Source organism: Micromonospora sp. CNZ309 (genome assembly GCF_002846525.1).
In genome coordinates, this window is the sequence record NZ_PJNG01000001.1 from 5,359,690 (window position 1) to 5,378,751 (window position 19,062).

15 protein-coding genes, 1 tRNA gene and 1 pseudogene are annotated in these 19,062 nt (G+C 72.3%); 10 read left to right on the forward strand and 7 right to left on the reverse strand.

Annotated elements, in window-relative coordinates:
- Positions 1 to 82 precede the first annotated feature (82 nt).
- The 3 genes from CLT72_RS22695 to CLT72_RS22705 form a co-directional block, all read right to left on the reverse strand.
- On the reverse strand, positions 83 to 889 hold the full coding sequence (locus tag CLT72_RS22695) for a WecB/TagA/CpsF family glycosyltransferase (protein WP_101415327.1): 807 nt from the start codon (positions 887 to 889) through the stop codon (positions 83 to 85).
- Positions 886 to 2,001, reverse strand: coding sequence for an NAD-dependent epimerase/dehydratase family protein (locus CLT72_RS22700; protein ID WP_199184626.1), 1,116 nt, complete (start codon positions 1,999 to 2,001; stop codon positions 886 to 888). The genes CLT72_RS22695 and CLT72_RS22700 overlap by 4 nt, the downstream gene beginning before the upstream one ends.
- A gap of 66 nt (positions 2,002 to 2,067) precedes the next feature.
- A tRNA-Leu gene (locus CLT72_RS22705) sits at positions 2,068 to 2,153 on the reverse strand.
- A gap of 226 nt (positions 2,154 to 2,379) precedes the next feature.
- Here CLT72_RS22705 and CLT72_RS22710 point away from each other — a divergent pair.
- From CLT72_RS22710 to CLT72_RS22745, 8 genes are all read left to right on the forward strand, one after another.
- Complete coding sequence (locus CLT72_RS22710; protein WP_089002733.1) at positions 2,380 to 3,168, forward strand: FHA domain-containing protein; 789 nt, start codon at positions 2,380 to 2,382, stop codon at positions 3,166 to 3,168.
- Positions 3,169 to 3,174: 6 nt separating this feature from the next.
- On the forward strand, positions 3,175 to 3,660 hold the full coding sequence (locus CLT72_RS22715; RefSeq protein WP_089002732.1) for an FHA domain-containing protein FhaB/FipA: 486 nt from the start codon (positions 3,175 to 3,177) through the stop codon (positions 3,658 to 3,660).
- Positions 3,657 to 5,093: a PP2C family protein-serine/threonine phosphatase gene (locus tag CLT72_RS22720; RefSeq protein WP_101413505.1), complete on the forward strand. Its 1,437-nt coding sequence runs from the start codon at positions 3,657 to 3,659 to the stop codon at positions 5,091 to 5,093. Before CLT72_RS22715 ends, CLT72_RS22720 begins: the two co-directional genes overlap by 4 nt.
- A 25-nt stretch (positions 5,094 to 5,118) precedes the next feature.
- On the forward strand, positions 5,119 to 6,609 hold the full coding sequence (locus tag CLT72_RS22725) for an FtsW/RodA/SpoVE family cell cycle protein (RefSeq protein WP_101413506.1): 1,491 nt from the start codon (positions 5,119 to 5,121) through the stop codon (positions 6,607 to 6,609).
- On the forward strand, positions 6,606 to 8,111 hold the full coding sequence (locus CLT72_RS22730) for a peptidoglycan D,D-transpeptidase FtsI family protein (RefSeq protein WP_101413507.1): 1,506 nt from the start codon (positions 6,606 to 6,608) through the stop codon (positions 8,109 to 8,111). The genes CLT72_RS22725 and CLT72_RS22730 overlap by 4 nt, the downstream gene beginning before the upstream one ends.
- A gap of 1 nt (position 8,112) precedes the next feature.
- A complete protein-coding gene (locus tag CLT72_RS22735) occupies positions 8,113 to 9,564 on the forward strand; it encodes a protein kinase domain-containing protein (protein WP_101413508.1) in 1,452 nt (483 codons plus the stop codon).
- Entirely contained in the window at positions 9,561 to 11,372 is a 1,812-nt protein-coding gene (gene pknB, locus CLT72_RS22740) for a Stk1 family PASTA domain-containing Ser/Thr kinase (RefSeq protein ID WP_101413509.1), read from the forward strand. Before CLT72_RS22735 ends, pknB begins: the two co-directional genes overlap by 4 nt.
- Before the next feature lie 172 nt (positions 11,373 to 11,544).
- Positions 11,545 to 12,222 (forward strand): SanA/YdcF family protein, encoded by a 678-nt coding sequence (locus tag CLT72_RS22745; protein ID WP_101413510.1) that lies wholly within the window; start codon positions 11,545 to 11,547, stop codon positions 12,220 to 12,222.
- A gap of 97 nt (positions 12,223 to 12,319) precedes the next feature.
- Here the strand turns inward: CLT72_RS22745 and CLT72_RS22750 are convergent, their stop codons facing one another.
- The 4 genes and pseudogenes from CLT72_RS22750 to CLT72_RS22765 form a co-directional block, all read right to left on the reverse strand.
- On the reverse strand, positions 12,320 to 12,970 hold the full coding sequence (locus CLT72_RS22750) for an aminodeoxychorismate/anthranilate synthase component II (protein WP_101413511.1): 651 nt from the start codon (positions 12,968 to 12,970) through the stop codon (positions 12,320 to 12,322).
- 7 nt (positions 12,971 to 12,977) lie between these two features.
- Positions 12,978 to 13,265, reverse strand: coding sequence for a hypothetical protein (locus CLT72_RS22755; protein ID WP_101413512.1), 288 nt, complete (start codon positions 13,263 to 13,265; stop codon positions 12,978 to 12,980).
- A gap of 2 nt (positions 13,266 to 13,267) precedes the next feature.
- Positions 13,268 to 14,625 (reverse strand): annotated as a pseudogene (locus tag CLT72_RS33000) (class E sortase); the annotation flags it as partial.
- A 576-nt stretch (positions 14,626 to 15,201) separates the two neighbouring features.
- Entirely contained in the window at positions 15,202 to 16,008 is an 807-nt protein-coding gene (locus CLT72_RS22765) for a DUF881 domain-containing protein (RefSeq protein WP_101413513.1), read from the reverse strand.
- Positions 16,009 to 16,235: 227 nt separating this feature from the next.
- Between CLT72_RS22765 and CLT72_RS22770 the strand changes: the two genes are divergently transcribed.
- Together CLT72_RS22770 and CLT72_RS22775 are read left to right on the forward strand one after the other, a co-directional pair.
- On the forward strand, positions 16,236 to 16,499 hold the full coding sequence (locus CLT72_RS22770) for a cell division protein CrgA (protein ID WP_089002723.1): 264 nt from the start codon (positions 16,236 to 16,238) through the stop codon (positions 16,497 to 16,499).
- A 354-nt stretch (positions 16,500 to 16,853) separates the two neighbouring features.
- Complete coding sequence (locus tag CLT72_RS22775; RefSeq protein ID WP_089002722.1) at positions 16,854 to 19,052, forward strand: (Fe-S)-binding protein; 2,199 nt, start codon at positions 16,854 to 16,856, stop codon at positions 19,050 to 19,052.
- Positions 19,053 to 19,062: the final 10 nt, after the last annotated feature.

The window sequence follows — 19,062 nt, forward strand, 5'->3', positions numbered from 1 at the left end:
GCAGGCGGTGGGCCGCAGTTCGAGGCCCACCGCCTGCCCTTTCGTCCGTGCCAGCGACGCCCGCGTGAAAGGGCAGCCAGTCTCAGACGGCGAAGGTCGCCGGGCGCTCGGTGGCCGGGGCCGGCGGTCTCGCCTTCCACAGCCCCGTCTTCTGCCCGGCGAGCCGGGTCAGGTAGGCCGGGTTGAGGATCACGTAGCGGCGCCAGAGCCGCTTGGGCTCCAGGCCGAGGCGCCAGAACCACTCCAGGCCCGCCCGCTGCATCCACGGCGGGGGCTGGCGAAGTAGCCCGGCGTGGTAGTCGAAGGCCGCCCCGACCGCCATCAGCGGCATGTCCAGCAGCGGCCGCATGGCGTACGTGAAGACCTCCTGGCGCGGGCAGCCCAGGCCGACCAGCACGAGCCGGGCCCCGCTGGACCTGATCCGGTCGGCGATCTCCACGTCCTCGCCCGGCTGCACCGGCCGGAACTTCGACGGCTCGACCCCGGCGATCTTCAGCGCCGGGAACATCCGCTCCAGCGCCGGGATCAGCCTGGCCAGGGTCTCCTCGGTCGACCCGTAGAGGTAGACCGGCAGGCCCTCGTCGGCGAACCGGGAGAGCACGTGCAGGGTCAGGGTGGGGCCGTAGACCCGGTCGGTGAGCCCCGCGCCGTGCAGCAGGTTGAGCGCCCAGCGCACCGGCTGGCCGTCGGGGGTGACAACGTCGAAGGAGTTCAGCCGGGCGTTGTGCGCCGGGTCGAGCACCCCGGTCATCACGCCGTGCACGGCCAGCGCCGTCAGCGCCAGCGGGCGGCGCTCCTGCGCGGCGGCCACCACCTGTTCGGTCGCCGCGGCGTAGTCGGTGGCGTCGACCAGGACGCCGAGGACGTTCCGCTTGCCCTTGCCGGTCATGCGCCCGGCACCCACTTGTCCACGTTGGCCTCGTAGATCTCCCGCATGATCATGGGCACGTCGTAGACCTGCTTCCACTCGGGGTAGTCGGCCTGGAAGGCCTCGTTCGAGCCGATCCACCACTTGTGGTCGCCGATCCGGTTGGCCTCGACGTACTCGGTGACCATCTCCTGGCCGGTGATCTGCTCGGCGAGCGCGAACGCCTCGCGGTTGGAGGTGTTCGAGTGTCGCCCGCCGCCGAGGTTGTAGACCGCCGCCGAGCGCGGGTTGCGGAAGAACGCCTCGAACGCGGAGACCACGTCCGAGCTGTGGATCGCGTCGCGGACCTGCTTGCCCTGGTAGCCGAAGATCTTGTACGTCCGGCGCTCCATGTTGGCGCGCATCACGTAGCCGAGGAAGCCGTGCAGTTCCGTCGCGGAGTGCGCCGGGCCGGTCAGCGTCCCGCCCCGGAAGCAGGCCGTACGCATGTCGAAGTAGCGGCCGTACTCCTGCACCATGACGTCGGCCGCCACCTTCGAGGCGCCGAAGATCGAGTGCAGGCAGGCGTCGATGGACATGTCCTCACGGATGCCCTGCTCGTACGGGTGCCCCGGCTCGATCTCCCAGCGCGACTCCAGCTCCACCAGCGGCAGGCTGTTCGGCCGGTCGCCGTAGACCTTGTTCGTCGAGCAGTGGATGACCGGCGCCTCGATGCAGTGCTCGCGCACGTTCTGCAGGACGTTCAGCGTGCCGGCGGCGTTCACGTCGAAGTCGGTGAACGGGTCGCGCACCGCCCAGTCGTGCGACGGCTGGGCGGCGGTGTGGATCACCACGGCGACGTCGGTGCCGTACCGCTGGAAGAGCTTGGCCAGGGCGGCCCGGTCCCGGATGTCGATGCTGTGGTGCGAGTACGCGGACCCCAGGTCGTCGGTCAGCCGGCGGACGTTCCACGCGGTGGACGCCTCCTCGCCGAAGAACTCCTGCCGCATGTCGTTGTCGATGCCGACGACCTCGAGACCGAGGCCGGCGAAGTGCCGGACCGCCTCGGAGCCGATCAGACCGCCCGACCCGGTCACGAACGCGACACTCACACGACACTCCTGGTCCGTCGGAGGCAGAAACCATCGGAGCATAGCGTGACGTACGGCACGCCCCGATACGGCGCAAGGGCCCCGCATCGCTGCGGAGCCCTCGCGTATTGGTGGGGAAGGGGGGAGTTGAACCCCCACGCCCTTTCGGGCACACGGACCTGAACCGTGCGCGTCTGCCATTCCGCCACTTCCCCGTGGCTTGACCTCGAACACTGTATTCTGTGCCGGTCCTGCTGTCTCCAGCGGGCCCCGGACATCCTACCCGGTCCGTGATCGTTGCGACGATTGGTTACCGTCCGAGGAGCGGTTACCGTTCGTGGCGGACGAAAGAGTAGCACGGCAGTATCGGCCCGTCCGAACGGGCCGCCGTCAGACGGCCGAGCGGCGTGTGAGCTGCGCGCGCGCCGGCCGGATACCATCATGTCCTCGGGACCCGAGGAGGAGCCGGTGAGCGTGCTGCAACGCTTCGAGAAGCGTCTGGAAGGCCTGGTCGAGGGGGCCTTCGCCAAGGTCTTCAAAGGGGTGGTCCACCCCGTGGAGATCCTCAACGCCATGCAGCGGGAGGCCGAGGCGCACAAGGCGATCCTGGCCGGTGGGCGCACGTTGGTGCCCAACCGCTACGTGATCGATCTCTCGCCCTACGACCACAGTCGTCTGGCGCCGTACGCCGCCGCGCTGGCCCAGGAGCTGGCCCAGTCGCAGGCGGAGTTCATCGGCGAGCAGGCCTGGACGGTCTACGGCGACGTGATCGTCGAGATCGAGCGCGGCGAGGGGCTGGACACCGGCATGTTCCGGGTCACGGCCGAGGTCTACACCGGCGGCGAGGTCGCCCCGGTCTCGGCACCCGGCTACGACTCGGGCCAGCCCGCCTACCCCGCGTACGACCAGGGGGGTGGCTACGGTCCCCCGCCCGGTCATGGCGGCGGCCGCAACGTGCGGCTGGTCTCCGGCGACGGGCGCACCTACCCCCTCCAGATGGGCTCGACCGTGATCGGCCGTGGCGACCAGGCCAACCTGCGCCTGCCCGACGTCGGGATCTCGCGGCGACACGCCCGGCTGGACTTCGACGGCGGTCAGGTCGTGCTGACCGACCTCGGGTCGACCAACGGCACCATGGTCAACGGCCAGCGGGTCTCCGCCGTCGCGCTCAACCCCGGCGACATGATCCAGCTCGGCACCACGACGCTGACCTTCCGCGTGGACGGCTGACCCGCGTTGCCGGAGCTCGTCATCACCGTCGCCCGGTTCGGGTTCCTCATCCTGCTGTGGATCTTCGTGTTCACAGTGGTCGGCGTGATCCGTCGGGACCTCTTCGCGGGCGCCCGGTCGGGCCGGCTGGTGGCCGCCCCCCGGGCCGTCGGCGCCACGCTCGGGCAGGCGTCGAAGCCGGCGAAGGCGAAGCGGGGCAGGGCGGCGCACCAGCTCGTGGTGACCGCCGGTCAACTGGCCGGGACCCGGATCACCCTCGGCGAAGCCCAGATCACCATCGGCCGGGCCGAGGATTCGACCCTCGTCATCACCGACGACTACGCCTCGGCACGGCACGCCCGTCTGGTGCCCCGCGACGGCCAGTGGTTCGTCGAGGACCTCGGCTCGACTAACGGCACCTACCTGGATCGCGCTAAGGTCACCGGACCAACCCCCGTCCCCCTCGGCGTGCCGATCCGGATCGGCCGCACTTCTCTCGAATTACGGCCATGACTCTGACCCTGCGCTATGCGGCCCACAGCGACCGCGGTCTGATCCGAGACGGTAATCAGGATTCCGTCTACGCCGGGCCGCGGCTACTCGCCGTCGCCGACGGCATGGGCGGCATGGCCGCCGGTGACGTCGCCAGCAACATCGTCATCGGTGCCATGGCGCCGCTCGACGAGGACGTCCCAGGTGACGCCCTCGTCGACGCGTTGCGTTCGGCCGTGGGCACCGCCAACCAGCAGCTCCGCGACACCGTGGACGCCAACCCCCAACTGGAGGGGATGGGCACCACGCTCACCGCGACCCTCTTCTCCGGCAGCAAGCTGGGCATGGTCCACATCGGTGACTCGCGGGCCTATCTCCTGCGCAACGGCGAGTTCGCGCAGATCACCAAGGACGACACGTACGTCCAGATGCTCGTCGACGAGGGCCGGATCAGCGCCGAGGAGGCGAGCAGCCACCCGCAGCGGTCGCTGCTCACCCGCGCGCTCGACGGCCGCGACATCGACCCGGAATACAGCGTCCGCCAGGTGCTCCCCGGCGACCGCTACCTGATCTGCAGCGACGGCCTCTCGGGTGTGGTCAGCGCCGACACCATCGGCGAGACGATGCGCGAGTACGCCGACCCGCAGCAGTGCGTCGAGCGGCTGGTGCAGCTCGCCCTGCGCGGCGGCGGCCCGGACAACATCACCGTGATCATCGCGGACGCCACCGACCAGGACATCGTCGAGGCGAGCCCGATCGTCGGCGGCGCGGCCGCCCGCGACCGGGGCATGGCGACCTCCGCCGACGTCTCCACTCCGGCCGCCCGCGCGTCCGCCCTCTCCGCGCCCCGCCCGCCCGCTCCCGAGGAGCCGTCGGCCGGCGCCGACGACGAGCCGGAACGCCCGAGGCGTCGTCCGGTGCGGGCCGCCGCGATCTCGGTGGCGCTGCTGGTCCTCGTGGGCGGCGCGGTCTTCGGCGGCTGGAGCTACACCCAGCGCCAGTACTACGTGGGCGCGACCGAGAACGGCCAGGTCGCCGTGTTCCGGGGCATCCAGGGCGAGATCGCCGGCATGGACCTCTCGACCGTGCACTCCACCAGCCCGGCCGACCTCGAAGACCTGACGCTGGCCGCCCAGGAGCAGGTCAAGCAGGGCATCCCGGCCAAGAGCGAGCCCGACGCCGAGCGTCGGCTGGCCGAGCTGACCAGCGACGACCCGATGAACCCGAACCTCAAGCCCATCTGCCCGCCGAGCCCCAGCCCGAGCGCCGTGGCGGTCACCACCGCCCCGACGCCGACCACCGGCCCGGTGTCGCCCGCTCCGACCGCCGGCGCGAGCGCCCCGGTCAGCGGTCGACCGAGCACGCCGGCCGCGCCGACCACCACGCCCGACGCCCCGCCCTCCGACACCGACTCGCCGGCGCTCGACCCCGCCGCGTGCCGGTCGCCGGAGTAGGCGCGGCTCGATCCGAGGACGTTCCGTGACCGCAGCGGCCCTTCCGGCACCCTCGCCCGCCACCACGGGCGAGCAGCCCGGCGTACGCCTGGCCCGGTCCCGGCGCAACGCCGAGTTGTCGTTGCTGCTGGTCGCCATGGTGCTGGTGGCCGCGTACGGGGCGATGGTCGAGGCGAAGGTGCTCGACACGGTCACGGCCGACTTCTGGATGCCGGCCGCCGCGCTCACCGCCGTGTTCCTCGGCCTGCACCTGGTGATCCGGTTCCTGGCACCCTTCGCCGACCCGGCCCTGCTGCCGGCGGTCGCCCTGCTCAACGGGCTCGGGGTGGGTTTCCTGCGCCGCCTCGACCTGGGTAACGCGGCGCCCGCCGAGCGGGAGGACCTGGCCATCTTCGCCGGCACGGGCGGCCGGCAGCTCGCCTGGACACTCGCCTCGGTCGTCCTGGCCGCCGGACTGCTCGCGCTCATGCGGGACCACCGCTCGGTGTCCCGATACGCGTACACGCTGGGGCTGGCCGGCATCGTGCTCGTCATGATCCCTGCGGTGCTGCCCAGCCGGTTCTCCGAGATCAACGGCGCGAAACTGTGGATCCGCGTCGGGGGGTTCTCGATCCAGCCCGGCGAGTTCGCCAAGCTGGCCCTGCTGGTCTTCTTCGCCTACTACCTGGTGCGCAAGCGCGAGGTGCTGTCGCTGGCGAGCCGCCGGTTCCTCGGCATCGACTTCCCGCGCGGGCGCGACCTCGGCCCGGTGGTCGCGGTCTGGCTGGTCAGCGTCCTGGTCCTCGTCTTCGAGAAGGACCTCGGCACCTCGCTGCTCTACTTCGGCATGTTCGTGGTGACGCTCTACATCGCCACGGAGCGGGTCAGTTGGCTGCTCATCGGTCTGGTGCTGTTCTTCGGCGGCGTCTACCTGGCGTACGTGCTCGGCGACGTGGTCGGCGGGCCGTTCGCCAACTTCTACCTGCGGGCCCAGATCTGGCTGGACCCGTTCGCCGACCCCTACAACGACGGCTACCAGCTCGTGCAGGGGCTGCTCGCGCTCGGCACCGGTGGCCTCTTCGGCGCCGGCCCGGGCGGTGGCCAGCCCGGCCTGCTGCCCGAGGTGCAGAACGACTTCATCTTCGCGGGCATCGGCGAGGAGATCGGCCTCTTCGGCCTCTCCGCACTGCTCGTCGTCTACCTGCTGATCGTCGAGCGCGGGCTGCGGGCGGCGCTGGCGGTACGCGACTCGTTCGGCAAGCTGCTGGCCGGCGGCCTGGCCTTCACCCTCGGGCTCCAGGTCTTCGTGATCGTCGGCGGGATCAGCAAGCTCATCCCGCTGACCGGGCAGACCACTCCGTTCCTCTCCGCCGGCGGTTCCTCGCTGATGGCGAACTGGCTGCTCATCGCGGCCCTGCTCCGGATCTCCGACGGTGCCCGCCGCCCCGTCACCGGCGGTGGCGGAAAGGCGGCCCGACCGTCCGGCGGTCCGCCGGAGCAGCTGCACGGTGCCCCCACGGAGGTGATCAGGCCGTGAACGCACCCCTGCGCCGCGTCGGCGTCGTCGTCATGGTCCTCTTCGGCCTGCTCTTCGCGAACCTGAACTGGATCCAGGCCTACAAGGCCGACGAATACCGCACCAGCGACTACAACGGTCGGGTCCAGGTCGCCGAGTACGAGCGCAAGCGCGGCAACATCGAGGCTGGCGGCACCGCCTTCGCGCTCAGCAAGGAGACCGGAGGCGAGCTGAAGTTCCAGCGTGCCTACCCGGGCGGGGCGAGGTACGCGCACGTGCTCGGCTACAAGCCGGTCAACCTCGCCGAGACCGGCATCGAGAAGTTCGAGAACGACTTCCTGGCCGGCACCAGCGACCAGCTCATCGCCAACCGGGTCAAGGACATGTTCACCGGCGACCAGAGCGGCGGCGGCAACGTGCTGCTCACGATCTCCAAGGGCGCCCAGAACACCGCGTTCGAGCAGCTGCGCAACAACCGGGTCAACGCCGCCAAGGGCGCGGCGATCGCCGTCGACCCGAGTACCGGGGCGGTGCAGGCGCTGGTCTCGATGCCCAGCTTCGACCCGAACCCGCTGGTCAGCCACAGCGCCAGCGAGGCGACGGCCGCGTACAACAAGCTGGAGCAGGACCCGGCGGGCCCGCTGAAGAACCGGGCGCTCGGCGAGGTGCTGCCCCCGGGCTCCACCTTCAAGATCGTGGTGGCCGCCGCGGCGCTCGAGAACGGCGTCGGCCAGGAGACCCGGATCCCGGCGGGCGCCAGCTACACGCCGCCCACCTCGGGCTCCCAGATCCGCAACGCGGCCCCGTCGATCTGCCCGGAGGACGAGGTCACCCTGATGAACGCGGTGACCGAGTCGTGCAACACCGGCTTCGCGCAGCTCGGCGTACGGCTCGGCGCGGACAAGGTCAAGGAGAAGGCCCGGCAGTTCGGCTTCGAGCAGGAGGACCTCACCGTCGGCCACCTCAACGAGGCCGGTCACCCGGTGGCGGCGAGCCGGACCGGGGACATGCAGAACCCGGACGGCAGCACCGACCCGGCCGCGCTGGCGCAGTCCTCGATCGGCCAGAACAACGTGCGGATGACCCCGCTCCAGGGCGCCATGATCGCTGCGGCGGTCGCCAACGACGGCAGCCAGATGCGGCCGTACCTGGTCCGCCAGCTGCTCGCCCCGGACCGCACCACCAGCTACTACACCGCCACGCCCAAGAAGCTGCGGCAGCCGGTCAGCGGCCAGGTCGCCGGTGACCTGCGGGACATGATGGTCAGCGTCGTCAAGAACGGCACGGGCGAGAACGCGCGGATCAACGGCTACACGGTCGGCGGCAAGACGGGCACCGCCCAGTCCGCGCCGGACCGGCCGGACCACGGCTGGTTCATCGGCTTCGCCCTGGACAAGAACGGCAACCCGGTCTCCGCGGTCTGCGTGGTGCTCGAGCAGGCGGGCCCCGGTGGCAGCGCCGAGGCGGCCCGGATCGCCGGGCAGATCATGCGCGCCGCCATCGCCGACCCGGGGGGCCGCTGACATGTTGAGCCCCGGGGTGCAGCTCGGCAACCGCTACCGCCTGGACGAGCGGATCGCCAGCGGCGGCATGGGTGACGTCTGGCGCGGCACCGACCAGGTGCTCGGCCGTACGGTCGCCGTCAAGAGCCTGCTCCCCGCGCTGCTCGACGACCCCGACTTCGCCGAGCGCTTCCGCGGCGAGGCCCGCACCATGGCCACGATCAACCACCCGGGCGTGGTCGACGTCTACGACTTCGGCAACGACCAGCAGATCGCCTTCCTGGTCATGGAGTACGTCGAGGGCGACGCGCTGTCGGCCACCCTGGCCCGGGTCGGCCGGCTCACCCCGGCCCGCACGATGGCGCTGGTCGCCCAGGCGGCCGACGCGCTGCACGCCGCGCACGTGAAGGGCATCGTGCACCGGGACGTGAAGCCCGGCAACCTGCTGGTGCGGCCCAACGGCACCCTCGTGCTGACCGACTTCGGCATCGCCCGCTCGGAGCTGGTCGCCCAGCTCACGGCGGCCGGATCGGTGCTCGGCACGGCCTCGTACATCTCTCCGGAGCAGGCCACCGGCGGCGTCGCGACGCCCGCTTCCGACGTCTACGCGCTCGGCGTGGTGGCCTACCAGTGCCTCGCCGGCCGACGCCCCTTCGAGGGCGACAATCCCCTCGACATCGCGATGCGGCACGTGCGGGAGACACCCCGTCCGCTGCCGGCCGACATCCCGCCGCAGGTCCGGGCGGTGGTCGAGCGGGCCCTGGCGAAGGACCCGGCGGCACGCTGGCCGAGCGCCGCCACGCTGGCCGGGGTCGCCCGTCAGCTGAAGGCCCAGCTCTCCCAGCAGGCTCGGGCGGCAGGCCAGCCCATCTCCGCCGCCCCGGCGTCGCCGGCCGGCCCGCCCGGCCGGGCCCAGGTGCCGCCGCCGCGCCCGCCGGTGTCGCCACCGCACCGGCAGCCGAACGTCGCCGCGCAGCCGCCGCGTCCGCCCATGGCGGCGCACCGGCCGCCCGTGGCGAGCCCCCGGCCGGCCGCCGCGCCGCACCGCCCCACCTCAGTCGCGCCCGCCGCGCCGCTCCGCCCCACCTCGGTCGCGCCCGCCGTGCCGGTCCAGCACCCGCAGGTGGCACCGCCCGGCTACCCGCGCGGCGCGGCGCCTGTGCAGCCGGCCCGGCCGATGCCGTACGCGGGACACGCCGCCCCGCCGGCACACCAGCCGGCTGGACAGCGGTCCCGGCCCGGGATGGTGTTCCTCGCCATCATCCTGGCCGTACTGGTCCTCGTCTGCTCCGGCGTGATTTCCTACAGCGTGCGGGAGAGCACGAAGTCGAGCGCGGTCACTCCGCCGACGGTGACGTCCGGCGCGCTGTGGCCCGACGGACGCGACGATCCGGCCGGGACGTCGTACCGTCGACAGGAACTGCCCCGGTCGGGCAGCGACGAGACGACGAGCGAAGGACGACAGACGCGATGACAGCGCAGGCCCGCCTGCTCGGTGGCAGGTACCAGGTCGGCGAGCTGCTCGGCTACGGCGGTATGGCCGAGGTGCACCGCGGTCGCGATCTCCGGCTCGGTCGGGACGTCGCGATCAAGATGCTCCGCACCGACCTCGCCCGGGACGCCACCTTCCAGATGCGGTTCCGCCGGGAGGCGCAGAACGCCGCGTCCCTCAACCACCCGGCGATCGTCGCCGTCTACGACACCGGCGAGGAGACCGCGCCCACCGGCGAGACCCTGCCGTTCATCGTCATGGAGTTCGTCAACGGGCGGACCCTCAAGGAGGTGCTGGGGGTCGAGGGGCGCCTCCAGCCGCGCCGGGCGCTGGAGATCTGCGCCGACATGTGCGCGGCCCTGGAGTTCAGCCACCGGCACGGCATCATCCACCGCGACATCAAGCCCGGCAACGTGATGCTCACCCAGACCGGCCAGGTCAAGGTGATGGACTTCGGCATCGCGCGGGCGCTGGCCAGCGGCGCCACCACCATGACCCAGACCAGCGCGGTCATCGGTACGGCGCAGTACCTCTCGCCGGAGCAGGCGCGCGGCGAGGCGGTCGACGCCCGCTCCGACGTCTACGCCGCCGGCTGCGTGCTCTTCGAGCTGGTCTGCGGGCACCCGCCGTTCGTCGGGGACAGCCCGGTCAGCGTGGCCTACCAGCACGTACGCGAGACGCCCCCGACCCCGAGCGACATCAACCCGGACGTCAACCCGGCCGTCGACGCGATCGTGCTCAAGGCGCTGTCGAAGAACCCCCTGAACCGCTACCAGAGCGCCGGCGAGATGCGCGCCGACCTGCTCCGCGCGGCCGCCGGCCGTCCGGTGATGGCGACCCCGGTGCTCCCGCAGGAGGAGACGGCGCAGCTCGCCCCGGCCGCCGCCGGCTACGCGGGCGCCCCCGGCGCCCCGCAGACCCGGCAGATGCCGGCCCGGGTCGGCGACCCGCGCCGGCGCAAGGCGTCCTCCTGGCTGATCGCGACGTTCGCGGCGGTGGGCGTCCTCGCGGTGATCGCCCTCGCCGCCGCCCTGCTGAGCCAGCGTGACGGCGACGACGGGGTCACGGTGCCCACGGTGACCGGTTTGACCCAGCAGGAGGCGTTCGCCCGGATCTCGCAGGCCAATTTGGTGCCCAAGGAGGGCGAGCAGGTCTTCAACAAGGATTGCCAGAAGGGGCAGGTGGTCGAACAGGCCCCGCCCGCGAACTCCGCGTTGGAGCCCAACCAGGAGGTGGTCGTCCGGGTCTGCGGCGGCGTGGAGATGAAGGCCATCCCGACCGGACTCGAAGGCTCCACCTACGAGAGCGCGAAGACGCGGCTGGAGGCCGCCGGCTTCAAGGTGGACAAGAAGGAGGAGGACGACGCCGAGAAAAAGGGCATCGTCCTCAAGGTGTCGCCCGAGGAGGGCAAGCAGGTCGCCGCGGAGAGCACCGTCACCCTCACCGTCTCCAAGGGCAACGTCGGCAAGGTGCCCAACGTGGTCGGCGACAGCGAGGACGACGCCAAGGAGGAACTGGACGAGGCCGGCTACCGGGTCGACGTCAAGCAGGGCCGCGAGGTGCCGCCGGAGGAGGCCGGCCAGGTCACCTCGCAGACCCCGCCGGCCGGCAGCAACCTCGCCCGGGGCAAGACCGTGACGATCGTGGTCACCGTGCCGCAGGCCGAGCCGCCGCCCACCGATACGCCGAGCCCGACGCCCAGCGCCACGCCGACCACCCCCGGGGACGGCGGTGGCGGCGGAGGGCTCCCGTTGCCGACCACCCCGCCGATCCGGCTCCCCGAGCGCTGACGCGCTCGTGAGCGCGGAGGACCCGGCCGGGCAACGCCCAGCGGATGCCCTCGGTCAGGGCCCTGCGGATCCCGTCGGTCAGGGCCCTGTCGACGCCCCCGGGCAGAATCCTTCTGTCGCCGCCAGGCGGCGCCCTCCGGCTGTCGGCGACGACGGACAGCCGGCGACCGGCGTGGCGGACCGGACGAGCCGGTGGCGGCGACGCCTGACCCGTACGGCCGCTCTGGGCCTGGTGGCGCTGCTCCTGGCCAGCCTCCCCTGGCTCTGGACGACGACCGCCGCCCGTGGTCACCTCTACGGCGAGGCCGACGCGCCGGCCGCCGACGTCGTGATCGTCCTGGGCACCGCCGTGGCGGCGGACCGCCGTCAGCCGGGTGACCGGCTCACCGGCCGCCTGGAGACCGCCGCCGCGCTGGTGAAGAGCGGGCGGGCCCGGGTCGTCCTCGTGTCAGGCGACGGCGGTGGCGCGTCCGGCGACGAGACGGCGGCGATGACGGGCCACCTGACCGAGCGGCTCGGCGTCGATCCTCGTCGCGTGGTGGCCGACCCGTACGGCCTGGACACCTACGACACCTGCGCCCGGGCGCGCGACGTGTACGGCGTCGAACGCGCCCTGATCGTCACCCAGTCCTACCACCTGTCCCGTGCGGTGACGCTGTGCCGGCACCTCGGCCTCGACGTCGACGGGGTGACCGCCCGCTGCACCGGCTGCGGACCCGTCCTGCTCGTCGGCAAGGGCGTCCGCGACTACTTCGCCAGCGGCAAGGCGGCCTGGGACGCGGTGCGCGACCGGCCGTCTGCCGTCCGCTCGCCCGCCGACCCGGCGATCCAGGACGCGCTCAAGGGCTGACCCGGCGGTCCAGGACGCGCTCAAGGGCTGACCCGGCGGCAACGGCCCGGGCAGAGGGAACCGCGCGGACACCGGCCGGCGGGGCCAGAGCCTCGTGTCAGGCCGTGGCGAATGCGGCGCGGCGGCGCGCGTCCACCTCGGCGGCCAGCGCCGGAGCCCGCTCCAGCGCCTCCAGGTGACCGCAGGCCGCCAGCCAGTTGGCCAGCATCAGGTGACCGCCCTCGGTCAGCACCGACTCCGGGTGGAACTGGACGCCCTCGATCGGCAGCGTACGGTGCCGCATCGCCATGACCACCCCGGAAGCCGTCCAGCCGGTGACCTCCAGCTCCTCGGGCAGCGTCTCGGGCAGCACGGCGAGGGAGTGGTAGCGGGTGGCGGTGAACGGGTCGGGCAGGCCGGCGAGCACCCCGACGTCGCGGTGGCGTACCTCGGAGGTCTTGCCGTGCAGCAGCTCGGGGGCGCGGGTCACGGTGGCGCCGAAGGCCTCGCCGATCGCCTGGTGCCCCAGGCAGACACCGAAGATCGGCAGCTCGCCCGCGTACGCGCGGATGACGTCGAGGCAGACGCCGGCGCGGTCGGGGCTGCCAGGGCCGGGCGAGAGCAGCACGCCGGCCGCGCCGACCCTGCCCACCTCGGCGACCTCGATCTCGTCGTTGCGCCGGACGTCGCAGTCGACGCCGAGCTGGCCCAGGTACTGCACCAGGTTGAAGACGAACGAGTCGTAGTTGTCGATCACCAGGACACGCATCAGGGGCTCACTCGTCCGGGGAGGCGGGAGGGGTGTTGTTCTGCTCGGTGTCGTACGGCAGGTCGTGCTCGTCGCCGGTCGGGGCGCCGTCGCCCTCCCCGCCGCCCGGCACCACGTCGCCACCGGGGTCGCCGGAGTCCTGGGTGACCTGCACGTCGTCGAAGGGCAGCAGGGGCTCGGCCCACGGAAAGACCACGTACCAGAGCAGGGCCACCATCGCGCTGGCGATCAACAGGCTGCCGACGAGCTTGCCGGGCAGCCCGAAGGGAAGCTTGCGCCAGATCCAGCCGTACACCGTCAGGTCCCCAGTTCCGCCGGGCGCCCGGCCGACTTGGGCTGGCTGCGCGCCAGCTCGGCATGAATGATCAGGCGTTGGTAGTTGTCGAACTTAGGGTTGCAGGTCGTCAGGGTGAGCATCGACTTGGTCGGCTTCTGCCCGGGCTTGCCGGGCACCGGCGCCACCACCTCGACCTGGGTGGGCTTGACGATCCGGCTCTCGGTCACCTTGTAGACGTGCCACTCGGTCTTGCCCTCCACCACGATGGCGTCACCGTCGTTCAGCTCGTCGAGCCGCCAGAAGGTGGCGCGGTTGCGGTGCCCGGCGACGGAGAAGTTGCCGACCTGGCCCGGCAGGGCGCTGGACGGGTAGTGGCCGGGCGCGTACCGGATGTCCTTCTGCGTGACGCCCTCGACGACGACCCAGTTCTTGTCGAGCTTGGGGATGTGGAGCCCGGCGATGGGTTTGCCCTGCACGGGCGGCTTCGGCTTGGCGGACGCGCTCGCCGACGGTGCCACCGTCGGGTCACCTTCGGGGCCCCAGGCCTGCGCCAACTGCTGGCTGAGGTCGTTCTGGTGCGCGTCGACGATCGCGGACTTGCCCCACACCTCGTAGCCGGCGAAGAGCAGCACCACCAGACCGAAGGTGATCAGCAGCTCGCCGCTGATCCGGACGCCGGTACGCAGCCGGGAGCCCAGCGACGGTCGGGTGAGCTCCGAGTAGACGCTCTTGTAACCCTCTCCGGTCTGCTCCGGGCGGAGCTGGACCACCCGCTCACCCCGGCGCGGCCGAGGCTGATCGCCGGCAGGGGCGTCGGAGCTCTCCGGATCGTCCGTCTTCGGGGGACGCGGCACCGCGCCCATCAGGGCGGTCGACTCGACGAGCGCGGCCGGGGCGGCCTGCGTACGCCCGGGCACGGCCGGGATCAGGGCGGTGGCCCCGGGATCGACGTCGCGCGGGGCGGCCGGGGAGACCGGGGCCGACGGGCCGTTGGCCGACGCGCCCACCTTGGGGATGAAGGCGGTCGGCGCGTCGCCGGTCGGCCGGCCTTCCCGGGTGGCGGCGCGATCGACCGGCGGGCGGGACGGGTGCTGCCCGCCACCGGCCTCGGTGGCACCCGGGCGTCGGCGGTCGTCGGACGGCGGAGCGGGATGCGCCGGAGCGGCCGGCCGGACCGGGCCGGCACCGGACCACGGCAACGGGCCGGCACCGGGCCCCGCGGACAAGCCCGATCCGGCCGGGCCGGGCCGGCGAAAGTCGGCGGAGTCCGGGCGGTCGACGCCCGTGGGGCCGGGACGGCGGGCGTCGTCCGCCCCCGACCGGCCGAAGCTGGCGGGCCCGGGGTGGTCGCCACCGGCGGCCCGGGCGAAGCCGGCGGACGCTTGTCGGCCTAGGTCACCGGCCCCGAAGTCCGACCCGCGCCGGTCGAGATCCGACCCGCGTCGGTCAACGTCGGCTCCGCGTCGGTCGAAGTCCGGCCCGCGCCGGTCGAAGTCCGGCCCGCGTCGGTCGAGGTCGGCGCCGCGCCCGTCGAAGCCCGACCCGCGCTGGTCCGGGCCGGGGCGGCCGAAGTCGGCGGGGCCCGACCGGCCGTGGTCCGGGGGACCGGGACGGCCCGGTTCGGTGGGCCGGGCGGGATTGCCGGCATAACGGGGCTGGTCGGCGCTCGGGAACCTGCCGGGGTTGGCGCGACGGCCCGGCTCCGGCGTCGGGCGGCCCGGCCCCGGCGCGTCGCGCGACCACTCGGCGCCCGGGCGGCCGTCGGCGGCCGGGCCGGGCACGTGGGGCGGGCGGAGGGCCGGGGACTGGGGCGGGAGCGTGGGCTCCGGCCAGGCGCCGGCCGGGGCGGGGGCGGGGCCGGACCGGTCGACCTTGGGTAGGAAGGCGGTCGGCCCGTCACCCTGGTCGCGGTGGCGGCCGTCGCGGTCCTCGGACCAATCGTCCGGGGGACGACTCACCGTGGCACCGTCGCCGAGCGCAGCGTGGTCGAATCCTCGAACGCCGGCACGGTCACCGTGGAGACCGTCTCCTTGTAACCGAGCTTGTAGTCGTCGACCAGGTCCCTGAACAACCGGACTCCCTGAGAGTCGGCGAGGGCCTGCTGGAGGGCAGCGGGATCGCCGATTGCTACGATCTTGAATGGTGGGGAGTACACCCGGCCGTGCAGCAGCAGGGTGTTACCCACGCAGCGTACCGCGCTGGTCGACAGCACGCGGACGTTCATGATGGACATGGCCTCGGCGCCACCCGCCCAGAGCGCGTTCACCACCGCCTGCACGTCCCCCTGGTGGACGACCAGGTCGTCGTTGGTGGCCCCGGCGGGCAGCGCGCCGTCGTTGCGGCGGGGCGCGTCGTCGAGTTCCACCGTCACCCCGGGGCCCGCGAGCGCCGTGAAGCCGGCGTCGTCCCGGCTGGCGGCGGCCCGGTTCTGCTGCTCCCTGATCGGCCCGTCGGAGCTGGCCAGGGCGTTGGTGCGGCCCTCGACCTCGGCGCGCAGGTTGGCCGCCCGCTGTTCGCTGGCCGCCACCTCCGCGCGCCGGTCCTCGATCAACTGGTTGAGCTGGGGCCGGCGGTCCTCCCGCAGCGCGGTGCCACCGGCGGTGGTGGCCGTGGTGGTGAAGAGCAGCCCGGCCGCGGCGGCGATCAGCGGCACCCCGATCGACCAGCCCGGTCGTCGCTGCCGTGGGCGCCGAGGCAGCAGCCCGGCGACGGCCCGCCGGAGCACCTTCTGCCAGGAGGCCGCGCCGGATGTGTACTCCACCGAGCGTTCCTTCCCCGTCGTCTGGTTCAGCCCGCGGAGGCGCGGACCGCTGCGGCGACCCGAACAGTCCCGCCTTTTTCGGTCACTGGCTGCATCGGCCTCGCCCCATTCGTGGATTGGACGGGCCTTCGGGACTACGCTAGCTGTCGAACATTATTGGCCATGGACCGTCGCCCCCGCGCCCGGTTGTCAGGCCGGACGAGGTCGTAACCCCTCTGGAGAGCGTCGTGCCCAAGTCTCAGGTCCGCAAGAAGAAGGTGTACACCCCGCCGACGGACGTCCGTCCGACGGCGACGGCGGCGACGCGCAAGCCTAGCCCGGTCTGGCTGCCGGTCTCGGCGGTCGCCCTGATCGTCTTCGGCATCGGCTGGCTGGTGGTCTACTACCTCTCCGAGCAGGAATACCCGGTCATGGCGTGGGGTTACTGGAACCTCGCGGTGGGCTTCGGCGCCATGGTCGCCTCCCTGATCCTGCTCTCCCGCTGGCGTTGAGCGTCGCGACCCCGCCGCCGGCCCGGCGGCGGGGCCGCCGAGCGCGACCACCCCAGCCGTCGGCGGTGGCGCGACCCGGCCGTTTGTCGGCAACCCCTGTCACCCGGTGGAGCCCCTACCCGGCGGTGGCGGTGACCGCGCCCTATGGTGTGCGCAGGGCGGCGCGGCCTGGGTGCGAGATGACTCACGTTACTGCTGGGTAACCTTGCGCGTAGGCTGCACTGCATGACCGAGCGGAGCGAGGTCATCGACCGGACCGGTCGAGGGTGCGGCAGCTGCGGCTCGCCGATCGCGCCCTGACCCGGCCCCGGTCGCCGAGCCGCTCGACAGGCAGCAGACCGGGAGGCCAACTCGATGGGCAGCGTCCAGATCGTCACCACGATCCTCGCGTTCGCCATCACCGCCGTGGCGGTGTGGCTTGCGGTACGCGCGGTCATGAAGATGGTGGCCGTCATCCGGCTGGGTCAGCCGGACCCGACCCGCTTCGGTGACAAGGGCACCCGCACCAAGACAATGCTGGCCGAGACCGCCGGCCACACCCGGATGCTCCGCTGGAGCGTCGTGGGTGCGGCCCACTGGTTCGTGATGGTCGGCTTCATCGTGCTGTCGCTGCTGGTGCTGGAGGCGTACTTCGAGGTCGTCTCCCCGACCGGCGGGCTGCCGCTGGTCGGCAACTGGGCGATCTACGGGCTGGTCACCGAGTGGCTCGCGATCCTGGGTCTCGTCAGCATCCTGGTGCTGATCGCGATCCGGCTCCGCAACCGGCCCACCCGGCCGGGTGGGAAGTCCCGGTTCACCGGCTCGACCATGTGGCAGGGCTACTTCGTCGAGGGCATCATCCTCGCCGTACTGATCATGGGCTTCGTCATCCGGGGCTTCAAGGTCGCCACCGACCACTTCGAGTACCCGGTCTGGGCCGCCCCGCTCAGCCACGCCGTCGGCGGCGTGCTGCCGAACTGGGAGGCCGGCGTCAGCATCGCCGCGCTCATCAAGATCGCCATCTCGATGACCTGGCTCATCGTGATCGCGCTCAACGTCACCATGGGCGTCGCCTGGCACCGCTTCCTGGCCTTCTTCAACATCTTCTTCAAGCGCGACCCCGGCGCCAACGTCTCCGGCCTCGGCGCCCTGCGGCCCATGACGAGCCAGGGCAAGCCGCTGGACTTCGAGGAGGCCGACCCCGAGAAGGACCAGTTCGGTGTCGCCCAGGTCGAGCAGTTCACCTGGAAGGGCCTGCTGGACTTCAGCACCTGCACCGAGTGCGGCCGCTGCCAGTCGCAGTGCCCCGCCTGGAACACCGGCAAGCCGCTGTCGCCGAAGCTGCTGGTGCTGAGCCTGCGCGACCACGCGTACGCCAAGGCGCCCTACCTGCTGGCCGGCGGCGGCAAGGACCTGACCGGCGAGGAGAAGGCCACCGCCGCCCAGCTCGCCCACATGGACGTGCTGGCGCTGGCCGAGGCCGAGAAGCCGCTGATCGGCACCGCCGAGGAGGGCGGCGTCATCGACCCGGACGTGCTCTGGTCCTGCACCACCTGCGGCGCCTGCGTCGAGCAGTGCCCGGTCGACATCGAGCACGTCGACCACATCGTCGACATGCGCCGCTACCAGGTGCTCATCGAGTCGAGCTTCCCGTCCGAGGCCGGCGTGATGCTGCGCAACCTGGAGAACAAGGGCAACCCGTGGGGCGCCCCGCAGAACACCCGCGAGGACTGGACCAAGGGCCTGGACTTCGAGGTGCCGCGGGTCGGCGAGGTCGACGACTTCGAGTACCTCTTCTGGGTCGGCTGCGCCGGCGCGTTCGAGGACCGGGCCAAGAAGACCACGCGGGCGGTCGCCACGCTGCTCAACGAGGCGGGCGTCAAGTTCGCGATCCTCGGCGAGGGCGAGACCTGCTCCGGCGACCCGGCCCGCCGCATCGGCAACGAGTTCGTCTTCCAGATGCTCGCGCAGCAGAACGTGGAGACCCTCAACGAGGCGTTCGAGGGCCGGGAGAAGAGCAAGCGGAAGATCGTCGCGACCTGCCCGCACTGCTTCAACACCCTCGGCAACGAGTACGGCCAGCTCGGCGGCGAGTTCGAGGTGGTCCACCACACCCAGCTCCTGGCGCACCTGGTCGCCACCGGCAAGCTCACCCCGGTGCAGCCGGTCGACGGCGGCGTCACCTACCACGACCCCTGCTACCTGGGCCGGCACAACCGGGTCTTCGCCCCGCCGCGCGAGGTGCTGGGGTCCGCCATCTCCGGCGAGCTGACCGAGATGCCCCGCAACAGCGAGCGCTCCTTCTGCTGCGGCGCCGGCGGCGCCCGGATGTGGATGGAGGAGAAGATCGGCAAGCGGATCAACGTGGACCGGGTCGAGGAGGCCATGTCCACCGGGGCGAAGACGGTCGCCGTCGGCTGCCCGTTCTGCTCGACGATGCTCAACGACGGCGTGAACGGCAAGGGCGCCGGGGAGCAGGTCGAGGTCGTCGACGTTGCCAGCGTGCTGCTCCGGTCGGTCAAGCCCGATGCGCCGGGCGGCACCGACACCGAGCGGCTGCCGGTCGCCGGCTGACGCGTACCCC